This is a genomic window from Shivajiella indica (assembly GCF_042683085.1).
GTDB lineage: Bacteria > Bacteroidota > Bacteroidia > Cytophagales > Cyclobacteriaceae > Shivajiella > Shivajiella indica.
Window position 1 is genome coordinate 80447 of sequence record NZ_JBHUIV010000018.1, and the last position, 12935, is coordinate 93381.

The 12935-nt window shown below is 38.1% G+C and carries 12 protein-coding genes; 6 read left to right on the plus strand and 6 right to left on the minus strand.

The annotated features are described in order from the left end of the window. Positions 1-6: 6 nt before the first annotated feature. Both ACFSKV_RS13105 and ACFSKV_RS13110 read right to left on the minus strand, forming a co-directional pair. Positions 7-1209, minus strand: a complete 1203-nt coding sequence (locus ACFSKV_RS13105; protein ID WP_380803503.1) for a chorismate-binding protein — start codon at positions 1207-1209, stop codon at positions 7-9. Beyond that, positions 1202-1633, minus strand: a complete 432-nt coding sequence (locus ACFSKV_RS13110) for a hotdog fold thioesterase (RefSeq protein ID WP_380803507.1) — start codon at positions 1631-1633, stop codon at positions 1202-1204. Before ACFSKV_RS13110 ends, ACFSKV_RS13105 begins: the two co-directional genes overlap by 8 nt. Before the next feature lie 53 nt (positions 1634-1686). Here ACFSKV_RS13110 and ACFSKV_RS13115 point away from each other — a divergent pair, with 53 nt between their 5' ends. Next, positions 1687-2316, plus strand: a complete 630-nt coding sequence (locus tag ACFSKV_RS13115; protein WP_380803509.1) for a histidine phosphatase family protein — start codon at positions 1687-1689, stop codon at positions 2314-2316. On the opposite strand, the gene ACFSKV_RS13120 is transcribed toward ACFSKV_RS13115, so the two are convergent. The 3 genes from ACFSKV_RS13120 to ACFSKV_RS13130 all read right to left on the minus strand — a co-directional run bounded on the left by ACFSKV_RS13120 (position 2294) and on the right by ACFSKV_RS13130 (position 4695). Further along, positions 2294-2716, minus strand: coding sequence for a hypothetical protein (locus tag ACFSKV_RS13120; RefSeq protein ID WP_380803512.1), 423 nt, complete (start codon positions 2714-2716; stop codon positions 2294-2296). The genes ACFSKV_RS13115 and ACFSKV_RS13120 overlap by 23 nt on opposite strands. A 110-nt stretch (positions 2717-2826) precedes the next feature. Further along, entirely contained in the window at positions 2827-3591 is a 765-nt protein-coding gene (locus ACFSKV_RS13125) for a zinc ribbon domain-containing protein (RefSeq protein WP_380803514.1), read from the minus strand. Positions 3592-3594: 3 nt separating this feature from the next. Next, complete coding sequence (locus tag ACFSKV_RS13130) at positions 3595-4695, minus strand: Nif3-like dinuclear metal center hexameric protein (RefSeq protein WP_380803515.1); 1101 nt, start codon at positions 4693-4695, stop codon at positions 3595-3597. 42 nt (positions 4696-4737) lie between these two features. On the opposite strand from ACFSKV_RS13130, the gene lpxK reads away from it, so the two are divergent. From lpxK to ACFSKV_RS13155, 5 genes are all read left to right on the plus strand, one after another. After that, positions 4738-5793, plus strand: a complete 1056-nt coding sequence (gene lpxK / locus ACFSKV_RS13135; protein ID WP_380803517.1) for a tetraacyldisaccharide 4'-kinase — start codon at positions 4738-4740, stop codon at positions 5791-5793. After that, complete coding sequence (locus tag ACFSKV_RS13140) at positions 5783-7744, plus strand: putative porin (RefSeq protein ID WP_380803519.1); 1962 nt, start codon at positions 5783-5785, stop codon at positions 7742-7744. The genes lpxK and ACFSKV_RS13140 overlap by 11 nt, the downstream gene beginning before the upstream one ends. Positions 7745-7746: 2 nt before the next feature. Continuing rightward, positions 7747-8358, plus strand: coding sequence for a MiaE family protein (locus tag ACFSKV_RS13145; protein ID WP_380803521.1), 612 nt, complete (start codon positions 7747-7749; stop codon positions 8356-8358). Positions 8359-8482: 124 nt separating this feature from the next. Then, positions 8483-9721, plus strand: coding sequence for an ABC transporter permease (locus tag ACFSKV_RS13150; RefSeq protein ID WP_380803523.1), 1239 nt, complete (start codon positions 8483-8485; stop codon positions 9719-9721). A 4-nt stretch (positions 9722-9725) separates the two neighbouring features. Next, positions 9726-11417 carry a GMC oxidoreductase gene (locus ACFSKV_RS13155; RefSeq protein WP_380804015.1) on the plus strand — a complete coding sequence of 564 codons (1692 nt, stop codon included), beginning with the start codon at positions 9726-9728 and terminating at the stop codon, positions 11415-11417. Positions 11418-11471: 54 nt separating this feature from the next. On the opposite strand, the gene mtaB is transcribed toward ACFSKV_RS13155, so the two are convergent. Continuing rightward, a complete protein-coding gene (mtaB, locus tag ACFSKV_RS13160; RefSeq protein ID WP_380803525.1) occupies positions 11472-12791 on the minus strand; it encodes a tRNA (N(6)-L-threonylcarbamoyladenosine(37)-C(2))-methylthiotransferase MtaB in 1320 nt (439 codons plus the stop codon). Between the last annotated feature and the right edge of the window lie 144 nt (positions 12792-12935).

Sequence of the window (12935 nt, forward strand, 5' to 3'; positions counted from 1 at the left end):
TGGGGTCTATTTTAGATGTTTTCCTATGATTTCACACTTCATTTCTGTTTCTTCCCATTCTTTTTCCGGATTGGAATCCTCAGTTACCCCAGCACCCGCAAAAAGGAATGCTTCTTTTTCAGTCAACATAGCAGTACGCAGATTTACAAAAATGGAGGTCTCCCCCTCTACATTGGCTGGTCCTATATATCCTGCAAAAAGGGACCTGTTAAGTTTTTCAAATTCCCTGAGAAATTCAAAAGCCTTGTTTCTCGGCATGCCGCAGACTGCTGAAGTTGGATGCAGAAGTTTCAACATTACCGAGCCTAATTGAGGGAAATTTGTGGCCTTCATATCAACCTTAAAGTCAGACCGTAAGTGCAGTAAATTACCTGCGAGCACTGTTTTTGGCCCTTGTTCATCATATTCCCGGAGTCTGATTTTTTTAAAGCAGTCCACGATATAACGGCTTACCAATGCCTGTTCTTCGATTTCTTTTTGTGTCCAAGCTGCATTTTTCAGGGGGTTGTCCCCTCTTGCTTTTTGGGTTCCCGCCAGGGACATGGTATAAAAGGCATCACCCCTTGTTTGTATCAAAATTTCAGGTGAGGCGCCCAACCATGTTCCTACACCAGGAATATGGAAAAAATTGATGAAGGCATTCGGATAGGTATAGACAAGACTCTTAATAGATTGAACAAGATCAAACTCTTCACTTAAGGTTTTTTTCTTCAATCTTGCTGGAACGATTTTATTGAGCTGGCCTGATTTGATGGCTTCAATTCCTTTTTGAACTAAGCTTACAAAATCCTTTTTTGTGCAGGCTTTGTAATAACCTAGAGTATGTTGTTCTTTTGGATTAACAAATGATTTTCTTAAAATCCCGGCATTTTCTTCCAAAGATTTTATTTCCTTAATGGAATCAATTTGATCAGCTTGTTCTGCAAGAGGAATGTTCAAATCAATTTTGAAATAGCTATCTGCCTCAAGGAAAAATGCCTTTTGATCTTGTTGATCCTCAAAAGGGTGAACAATAAATCCTGAAGGCAATTCCTCCAAAATTGGATCAACCCGCTTCGTTTTGCCACTTTTATCAATCAATACCTGTAAAAAATTTGATTTAGGCAGTCTCCAAACTGCTACATGGTGACCTTCTTTTAGGTGCCAGGACAATAAGCAACCTAAGTAATGCTCTAAACTTTCTATTTTTAGATCCAGTGCTTTATGCATGTTGTTTTTTATCCATTATTGCCATGGTGATCCTGCTAATGCAGCTAAGGTCTCCATTTTCAGTATAAATTTTAATTTCCCATACCTGCGTTTTTTTTCCCAGATGTATAGGTTTTGTTATACCCCTTACCAAACCTTCCTTGACCGATTTGAGGTGATTGGCATTGATTTCCAGTCCCACACAGAATTGATTTTTCTGGTTTACAGTCAAAGTAGCAGCTACACTTCCCAGGGTTTCAGCCAATACAATATTTGCTCCTCCATGTAACAGGCCAAGGGGCTGTTTGGTTTTGGGACTTACTGGCATGGTTGCCTCCAAATAGTCATCTCCAATATGGGTAAATCGGATTTCCAAAAAATCAGTCATGGTGTTTTTTCCCCAGCTGTTGATTTCTTCAAGGCTAAGGTTTGGAGGAAATATCATGTAATTTGGAATAAAAGTTTTTTCTTTGATACCTGAAACAAAAATAAAGAAACTTGTTTACTAAAAAAATCTACATTGTCCGTCATGGACAAACCGATTATAATTTAAGAGGTGTGGTCCAGGGGAGTGGCATAGATGCCCCTTTGAACAGAAATGGGCAATTGCAGGCAAAGGCATTTTTCGAATACTACAAAAATGTTCCATTCGACAAAGTCTATTATACAGGGCTCAAAAGGACCAAACAATCCGTACAGGAATTTTTGAATTTGGGTCTTCCTCATGAGGCAGTGCCAGACTTAAATGAAATTTCCTGGGGAAGATATGAGGGAGTGCCCATGACCCCTGAGGAAAATAAATACTATGAACATATGTTGGAAAGATGGTCTTCTGGAGATCTGGATTATGCAATTGAGGGAGGGGAAAGTCCTGTCCTAGTGGCAGAGCGATTGAGAAGAGGAATCGGCCATATCCTTTCCCAACCGGGGGAAACTATTCTTATCTGCATGCATGGAAGGGCAATGAGGATCCTCTTGAGTCTTTTGTTGGGATATGACCTAAGGTTTATGGATGTATTTAAACATCAAAATCTCGGATTATATATTTTGAGTCAAAATAGCCTGGGTTTGTTCAGTGTAGAAAAAAATAATGCCGGGGAGCACCTTAAAGACTTGGAATTGTTTTGACAGTCTTATTATTTTTTTTGTTTTTCTGTGCCTTATCCTCAAAAGAGGTTAAAAGTTGATCATAGGTGGTTTTGGAATAATCCAAATCAATGATCTTCAGTGCGATATCCTGTAAAGGTAGTATTGTCTTATTATTAACCCTTACAAAAATGTAGCCTAATTGGCACTCATCTATATTACTGTAAGGGACTTTTACGATAATTGCCGCGTCCGAATTTCCAGAATAAGATTTGGTTTTGAAAATATTTGTAAGACTTAATTCAATGTAGTTGGGACTTGTTTTATATTCTTTCAGTTCTGCTCTGTCAAAAAGAACCAAAAAGGTTTTCTCTTCAGTTTCTTTTGCAAAAACTAAAATTGAGATTAAAAACAGAAGGAAAGTAGTTATAAAATTTTTCACAACGTTAATGTATAAAAAAGTAACACATAACGCAAAATATTGTTTAAAAATCAAAATATTATATAATAAAAACAAAAAAGCCCGAATTTATCGGGCTTTTTTTAAGTATTTTAAACTCTGCTTCTTTTCTTTTTGGTTGCTTCTTCTTCAATTTCGTCTTCAACGCCAGCGAAGATTCTTCCGCAATGCTCACATACAATGAGTTTTTTCTTCTCTCTGATATCGGCTTGTCTTTGAGGAGGTACAACATTGAAACAGCCACCGCAAGCACCTCTTTTTACCATCACTACAGCTAAGCCATTCTTTGCGTTAGAACGTATTTTAGCATAGGATTTATAAAGACGGTCCTCAATTTTCTTTACAGCTTTTTCCCTGTCTGCCTTTAATTTAGATTCCTCATTTTCACTTTCTGAAACAATCGTGGTAAGTTCGTCTTGCTTGTTGGAAAGGTCTTTTTGACGTTCTTTCAAGTAGTCTCTAAGTTCCTCGACATCCTTATTTTTGCTTTCGATTTTAGCTTGGGCTTCACCGATTTTCTTTTTGGATACCTGTATCTCTAAATCCTGCAGTTCGAGTTCTTTTGTGATCGCGTCGTACTCCCTGTTGTTTCTGACGTTCATCTGCTGTTCTTGGTATTTTTTGATCAGCTTTTCGGATTCCTTAATGTTTTCCTTGAATTTTTTAATGTCTTCTTCAAGTGAAACAATGTCCTGATTGAATTTTTCCAATCTGGTCTCGTATCCTGCTATTTCATCTTCAAGGTCTTGTACTTCTTCCGGAAGGGCTCCTCTTATTTTAAAAATCGCATCGAGTCTGGAATCTATTTTCTGAAGGTTTAGAAGTGCTTCAAGTTTTTGTGCAACTGTACTTTCCATGTACTATAGATAAGTTATGGGATTCGTAACTACTTTTGTCAAATAGAGTGCAATATTAGTAAAATTTTGCGACAATAACTCTACCAATAATTCTTTTGTATAAATTTCACTCTCGTAATGTCCTATATCACAAATAACTATTTGATTTTCAGCATCAAAGAATTCATGGTATTTGACGTCTGAGGTAATGAATATTTGAGCTCCTGAATTCTTTGCCTGGTTTAAGAGGAAAATTCCTGCTCCTCCACAGACAGCAATTTTTTGAATTGGCTTATTTAATAAGCCTGTATGTTTGATCACTTGAAGGTCCATGGTTTTTTTTAAATGGTGAAGAAACTCAGTTTCGTTCATGGGATAATCCAAATGTCCAAGCATTCCCGATCCTACATATTGGTTTTCATTTTCCAGTTTTTGTATGAAATATGCCACCTCCTCATAGGGGTGTGCAGATTTCAAGGCATTTAGAATTCTTTTTTCCAAAAATGAAGGGACAAGAACTTCTATCCTGGTTTCTGGTTCCCGGTGTGGTCTACCTTTTTTTCCTTTAAAAGGATTTGATTGATCTGATGGGGTATAAGTACCCGTTCCTTCAGTCATAAAGCTGCACCCAGAATATTCACCTATTTCTCCTGCTCCAGCATCAAATAAGGCTTTTAATACTTTTTCAGTAGCTTCCTTTGGGGTAAAAGTGACCAACTTGGATAAAATTTCCTTCTTAGGTTGGAGAATTGAAGTATTGACCAATCCCAACCTGTCGCAAATTTTTTTGTTGACCCCATTGGATACATGATCTAAATTGGTATGGATGGCATAGATGGCGATATCATTCTTGATGGCTTTTATCACCGTTCTTTCCACATAATTTTTTCCAGTAAGGCTTTTTAACCCTTTGAATACAATAGGATGGTGGGCTACAATCAAATTACATCCCAAAGAAATGGCTTCATCTATTACCGCTTCCGTGACATCCAATGCACATAACACTCCCCTGACATTTTCCTTAGGATTGCCAGTGATGAGTTGTGCATTATCATAAGACTCTTGGTAGGCCGGAGGGGCGATTCTGTCCAAATAAGAAACAACATCCCTAATCGAATAAACCATAATTTTTATATTAATTTGTTCAAAATTAAATAAAATAAGCCAATGCCTTGGTATGATCCTTTGCTTTATCCATTTGCACTAATTTATGATGAGGTTACCAAAATCCGTAACAAAAAATTTGATACAGGCCAAAAGAAAAGCGTTTCCTTTACTGTTCCAACAATTGTAGTTGGTAACCTGAATTTAGGGGGCTCGGGAAAGACACCGATGGTGGAGTTTTTAATAGACATGTTTCAGGATGAGCATGATGTAGCAACTTTAAGCAGGGGTTATGGTAGGAAGACTAAGGGGTTTCTACTTGCCAAACCAGAATTGGGTCCAAGTGAAATGGGGGATGAACCTTACCAGATTTATTTCAAATTTGGAAATAAAGTCACGGTTGCAGTTGGGGAGAAGAGGGTTTTGGCAATTCCAAAGATACTTTTGGAGAAACCTAAAACTGATCTAATTATTCTGGATGATGCTTTTCAGCACAGGTATGTTAAAGGAGATTTTTACATCTTATTAACCACCTTTCAGAAACCTTTTTTTACGGATAAGGTATTACCTCTAGGCACCTTAAGAGAGAATGCGAAAGGGGCGATAAGGGCAGATGTAATAATTGTGACCAAGACTCCCGTGAATGCTGGAGAGGAGATCAAAAAGGAATTTCGGAACAGCATCAAAAAAATTACAGACACAAAGGTGATTTTTGCAGGAATAAGGTATGGAGAGCCATATCCTATCAATCCAAACCAAGTGCACTCCTTCTCAAAAGTTGTTTTGGTATCCGGAATTGCAAATGACAAGTTATTTATTGAAGAAGCCCAACGTTATTTTCAGGTTTTGGAAATATTCAGTTTTGGAGATCATCATAATTATACAGTAAAGGATATAGAAAAAATAAGCGAAAGTGTAAAGAAGCATCAGGACTGTATGGTATTGACGACCGAAAAAGATTCAGTCAAACTTAAAAATAAAGCATTCCGTTTATATTTGTCAGAAATTCCCATTTTTGCGTTGCCTATAAAAATCCACATGGATAAAGAAGACAGCCACCATTTGAAACAAAGAATAAAAAGTGTAATCAAGGAAAAAGCGTATTTCGGTGAGGTTTAATTTAGGTTTATTTCTTTTTTTGTTGCTGATTTTTGAGGCCAATGCTCAAATTCAAAAACCTACCCGTCCGCCTCAGGGACAGGGGCAATTTCCTCCGGCTGGCGGGGAAAGACAGGTATTTGATCAGGATCAGGAAGGACAGGAAGAATCCGGAGGGCGTAAGAAATTGATTGATGATTCCACAAAAATGGTTTTTGGGCCTAAAACCACCTTATACTTTTTAGAAAGGGATATTAAACGGAACCGGGAAAGGAAAGTGGAAATAGATACTTCATTGATTAATTTCCATTATTATGAACCTGTTGCCAAGTCTGGCTGGATGTATCAGGATCTGGGTAATATAGGAAGTGCAGCCAAACCGATTTTTTATGATGTTCCAAAAATGATAGGGACCACTTCAGGATTTCATGTTTACGATCTGTATTACAATTCTCCGGACAGCATGAAATATTATGATACCAAGTCCCCATACACCCAGATGAATGCATTTTTTGGCGGAGGTAATAGAAATATGCTTGACCTTGCCTTTGCAAGGAATGTAAATCCGAGGTGGAATATAGGATTTAACTTTAGTACTATCAGGGCAAGAAAAACCTTGAATCCAAGTGCAAGGGATGATAATTTGACTGTTCAGAATTCTTATTCCATGCATACGAATTACAGTTCAGAAAACGGGAAATACCTATTGCTTGGTAATTTTTCAAGAATGAACCATGTGGTGAATGAACAAGGGGGAATCATTCCACCCGAGATCGATGAAAATTCCATCTTATTTGCATATGAAGATGCCAAAGTCTGGCTAAGAAATTCCAAGGCTACTGATTTGAGGCAGGAGTACCATTTATATCATCAATATGAATTGGCAAAAGGATGGCAAGTCTACCATGTACTTGATAGAAGAAAACAGGGAATGTCCTTTTTTGTAAACCTTAACTCAGAGGATTCCACTTTTTTCAACCTATATAATCCTGAAAGATTCAATAATCAGGACACTACAAATAATTATAACCGTTTTACTGAATGGAGAAATGAGGTTGGTTTTAAGGGTGACATTGGTCCTTTATATTATAATGCCTTTGTAAAATTCAGATCTGGAAAGATGAAAAGCCCTTATTTTCCATCCGACAATAATTTCAATGAATTATTTATAGGGGGTGCATTAAGAGGAGAGATCAGTGAAAAGTGGAGTTTTGAGGCAGAGGGGGAGTATTTGTTGCCAGAGGCATTCCGGGTTAATGGGCTGTTTACCTCTCCTTGGCTAGAGGCTTCCTATACCAAAGCACTTTATAAGCCCACTTCGATACAGATGATGTATTTTGGAAACCATCACCAATGGGAGAATGATTTCAGTAATATAGGAGTAGATCAGATCAAAGGTGTCCTGAAAGTAGATTTTCCCAGTTGGAGTTTTAGGCCCAATCTAACCGCAAATAGGGTAAACAATTATGTGTTTTTTAATGAAAACCAACAGGCTACCCAAGCCTCAGGGGAGGCTTTTATGGTCATTCCGGGCATAAATTTTTCATTTCATATCAGAAAAAAATTCTTTTGGGAAGGCGAGTTTTTCTATACCACCATCACAGGAGAAGGTGCAGATAATTTCAGAATTCCGGAACTGGTGGCCAATTCAAGGATATATTATGACAGCCCCATGTTTAGGGAAAACCTCTATATACAAATAGGTATTGAGGGAAGGTTCCGAAGTGATAATTTTGCGTACAATTATAACCCTGCAATGCAGCAGTATTTTATACAAAATGATTTCAATGTTTATGCTTATCCGGTATTTGATCTTTTTTTGAATGCCAGGATCAAAAGGACAAGGATATTACTAAGATTCAATCATTTAAACATTAATTCCATGAGTGAACCAGGCTATTTCGTAACTCCATATTATACTGGGCTGAAACGCGTATTAGATTTAGGGGTAAGTTGGCCATTATTCGATTAAAAATGAGCTGGGAAGAAAGCACCAAACAAAAAATGCTTCACTTGAAGTTGCCGACCGATCCAAGATGGGTCAATATTGCAGAAATGAATATTGAGGATATTTTGGTTGACCATGCTTATTGCGAGCAAAAAGCAGCTTCATCATGTATTTCTCTGATTGTAAATTTTTATGATTTCAAAAAAGTAGTGGACGTTCTTACTCCGGTAGTGGCAGAAGAATGGGCGCACTTTGAAAGGGTAATGGAGCATCTCAACCGAAGAGGTTATGCATTTGGGAAACCCAGAAAAGATGAATACGTCATAAAACTAACTGAGTTTGTCCGAAAAGGAGGAAGCCGTGAACAGCAGTTGACCGAATATTTATTGATGAATGCCCTGATTGAAGCAAGAAGTTGTGAAAGGTTTAAACTGTTGTCAAAGCATATAAATGATGAAGAACTCAAAAAGTTCTATTATGAACTTATGATTTCAGAAGCTGGGCATTATGTCAATTTCATTGAGTTGGCAAGAGAGATTTACGATAAGGAAAAAGTCAACTTAAGATGGAAGGAATGGTTGGACTATGAAGCCGAAGTTTTAAAAAATCTGGATCTTAGGGGAGATAGGATGCATTGAGCCAATACTAAAATTCTTTTGAATCAGAAATATTCTATTATTTCCGTTTTTATCCACAAGAATAATTAATATTAAGGTATAGAAATAGAAATTAAACCAACAACTGTTCCAATACGGACGATTTATGAATCTGCTCGAAAATATCAAAGAAGCACTTAATTCTGTCAAAGTTAATTTACTTAGGACTATTTTGACAGGAACAATTATAGCCATTGGAATCACTTCTTTGGTTGGTATGCTCACCGCCATAGATGGGATTAAATCTCAGATTGAGGAAAGCTTTTCCGGTCTTGGTGCCAATAATTTTGACATCAAGTCAAAGGTTGGAGGGACGATGGTACAAGAGGGTAAATCTGAAAAAATATTTCCCCTTGTCAAATATAAAGAAGCCCTTGCTTTTCAAAGTGAGTTCAGGAACTCCGGAGTTTCAACTGTATTTTCAACTGTTTCCGGGGCTGTGGAAGTGAAGAGGGGATCAAAAAAGACAAATCCAAATGTTAGGGTTACAGGTGTTGATGACTTTTATTTTAATATAAAGGGGATTAAAATCGAAAAGGGAAGGAATTTCTCCAATACCGAAGTGACTTATGGAAATAATGTCTGCATTGTAGGTATTGATGTGGTAGAAACATTATTTGGGAAGGATGAAAACCCGCTCAATGACTATATTTCCTTTTATGGGAAGAGGTACACCATTGTTGGAATTCTGGAAAAACAAGGAAGTGTAGGTGGAGATTCAGGGCCTGATAGGGCAATTTTTATCCCGGTAGAAAATGCAAGCAGATTGGATAGCAATGGGACTTTTAGGTATACGATAACAGCAAGTGGAACAGATCCCTTGAAATTGGAGTATGAAATGGGCCAGGCCACCGGTGTCATGAGAAAGATCCGTAAGGACAGGATAGGTGAAGAAGATTCTTTTGAAATTGCGAAAAGTAGGTCTATTGGCGAAAGTTTGGAGCAAGTTGCAGGATACCTTAGAATTGGTGGTTTTACCATTGGTTTCATTACCCTATTGGGGGCAGCTATTGGGCTTATGAACATCATGATGGTGTCGGTAACCGAAAGGACCAGAGAAATCGGAATCCGTAAAGCATTAGGGGCCACACCTCTTAGAATTAGGCAACAATTTCTGATTGAGGCGATTGTAATTTGTATTTTAGGAGGTATTTTAGGTGTCTTTTTAGGTATTGGAATCGGTAATATTGTAGCTAATGCTATAGGTCCCGGCGGGTTTCTGATTCCCTGGTTATGGATATTAGTGGCATTTATAATATGCGTGATAGTCGGATTGGCTTCAGGTTATTTTCCTGCATACAAGGCCAGTAAACTGGATCCGATTGAATCACTACGTTACGAATAAGGAAATGGCAGATCATAGTTTTGATGCAATTGTAATAGGTTCAGGAATCAGTGGAGGATGGGCAGCCAAGGAATTTTGTGAAAAAGGCCTTAAAACTTTGGTCTTAGAAAGAGGGAGAAATGTGGAGCATCTCAAGGATTATCCTACCATGTCCTCTGCTCCTTGGGACATGCCCCATAGAAATAAAATGCCTTTGATAGATAAATTGGAAAACCCTGTTGTAAACAGGTGTTATGCTTATCAGGAGGATACAGAACATTTTTTTGTAAAAGATACCGAACATCCGTATATACAGAAAAAACCATTTGATTGGGTCAGGGGATACCAGGTTGGGGGAAAGTCATTACTTTGGGCAAGACAGACACAAAGATGGAGCAAGTATGATTTTGAAGCACCTGGAAGAGACGGTTTTGCCGTTGATTGGCCAATAAGATATGAAGATATAGCACCTTGGTATAGCTATGTTGAAAAATTTGTGGGAATTAGTGGGAATAAGGATGGAGTTGAAACTTTGCCAGATGGTGAATTTCTTCCTCCTTGGGAGATGAATTGTGTTGAAAAAGTGATAAGGGACAGGATATTGGAGTCGTATAAAGACAGGTATGTCATGATTGGTCGCTGCGCCCATTTGACAGAACCTCAGCCCCATCATTTACAACAGGGAAGAGGCAAGTGTATGGCAAGGAACCAATGTCAAAGAGGGTGTCCATTTGGGGCTTATTTCAGTTCTAATTCTTCTACATTGCCAGCAGCTGCAGCTACCGGCAACCTGACCATTCGACCCGATTCAATTGTACATTCCATCATATTTGATGATGATAAGGGAAAAGTTACAGGGGTAAGGGTTATAGATAGGGTGACCAAAGAGCCAACAGAATATTTTGCAAAGGTTGTTTTTGTGAACGCATCAGCACTCAATTCAAATCTTATTTTACTGAACAGTACATCCAAACGCTTTCCCAATGGATTAGGGAATGATTCAGGTATACTGGGGAAATTTGTAGCCTTTCATAATTACAGGGGGAATATTTTTGCCTCCTTTGATGGATATGAGGATAAATATTATTTTGGGAGGAGGCCCTGTGCAGTGATGATGCCCAATTTCAGGAATGTTAAAAAACAGGAAATGGAATTTTTAAGAGGCTATATGACTTTTTACAGTGCCGGAAGAGGAGGTTGGGGAGGTAAACCGAATGTGCCTTTTGGAAAAGACTTCAAAGAGCAAAATTCACTACCAGGTCCTTGGCATGTATTTATGATGATGCAAGGTGAGACCATTCCTAAGGAAAGTAATTATGTGTCATTAAGCAGTGAAAAAACAGATGAATGGGGAATGCCCTTATTGAATGTGAACGTTGATTATGATGAAAATGACGAAAAAGTAATTCAGGATTTTTTTGATCAGGGAACTGAAATGTTGGAAAAGGCGGGATGTTACAACATCAGGAAGACGGACACCAAACAAGCCCCTGGCCTGGATATTCACGAAATGGGCGGCATCAGGATGGGAAGAGATCCGAAAACCTCTTTGCTAAATGGATGGAACCAAATGCATCTTTGCCCGAATGTGTTTGTGACTGATGGAGCCTGTATGACCTCGACAGGATCCCAAAATCCTTCCATTACCTATATGGCACTAACGGCAAGGGCCGTGGATTATGCTGTCAAAGAGATGAAGAAGGGCAACCTCAGGTAGAGTGGTAATGGGTATTTTTAAAATGCCCGGGATTCGATTCATGAACAGATTGGATTAATGTTTTTCATAAACAAATTCAGGTTCAACCACTTCAACAGCACCCTTTTCATTTATTTCACTCAAAGAAACCGTCTTCAGTTCATTGATCAAAAGAGGGTCGTATTTAGCTGCTACCCTGATATAGTTTTCAGTGAAACCATGCATCTGTCCATTTTCAATGTCCTCTTCAAATAAAACAGTGAAAGTTTTGCCAAGATTCTCTTGGTAGAACTTTCTCCTCTTTTTTTCAGATAAAATCCTGAGCATTTTGGATCTTTCATTCCTTTTTTTCATAGGAACTGCACCTTCCATTTCAACTGCACGGGTGTTGGCTCTTTCAGAATAAGTGAACACGTGTAAATAAGAAATGTCCAGTTCATTGAGAAAATTATAGGTTTCAAGGAAGAGTTCATCGGTTTCACCGGGGAATCCAACAATAACATCTGCCCCGATACAGCAATGAGGCATCAGATTTTTTATTTTATTGACTCTGTCTTCATAAAGTTCCCTTAGATACCTTCTTCCCATACTCCTTAAAATGGTATTGCTTCCAGACTGTAGAGGAATGTGGAAATGGGGAACAAATCTTTTTGAAGTAGAGACGAATTCAATGATTTCATTGGTAAGTAAATTGGGCTCTATGGAGGAGATTCTAAATCTGTCAATCCCTTCCACCTGATCCAAAGCCATCACCAAGTCAGAGAATTTCTCTTTCCTCCTTCCCTCCTGAATGCCATAATCTCCAATATTCACACCGGTTAATACCACTTCTTTTACTTCAGTTTCGGCGATTTCTCTTGCGGACCGGACGATGTTTTCCATACTGTCACTCCTGCTTTTTCCCCGTGCCAAAGGAATGGTGCAAAAAGCGCAGCCATAATTACAGCCATCCTGAACTTTCAAAAAAGTCCTTGTACGGTCATTGATGGAATAGGCATTATTAAAAGTATTTGCATGTTGGATCTCGGAAGCAAGAACTTTGGTTTCCTGTTCTTTCGTAAAACCGTCCAACAATTCAATCAATCTGAATTTTTCGGCTGCCCCCAGCACAGCATCCACACCTTCTATTTCAGCAATTTCCCTAGGTTTTAGCTGAGCATAACAGCCAATAATGGTAACATAAGAATTGGGAGAGATTTTTTTGGCTTCCTTTACAATTTTTTTACATTTTTTGTCTGCGTTATCAGTTACCGAACAGGTATTGATAATAAAAATATCCGGATGCTGTTCAAATTCCACTTTTTCATAACCTTTCGCCTCAAACATCCTACTGATAGTAGATGTTTCCGAATAGTTTAACTTACAGCCTAATGTATAAAATGCAACTTTTTTCACGCGAAGCTCCTTTATTTCAGCCCACAAAGTTAATTATTATCCTTAAGTTTTCAATTTTCTATTTTTTATTCCCAAACTATGTTTTTTTTAAAGGTTTATGCTAAAAATAACCCTTATTTTTTAAAAAAACTGTAAATATTTCCG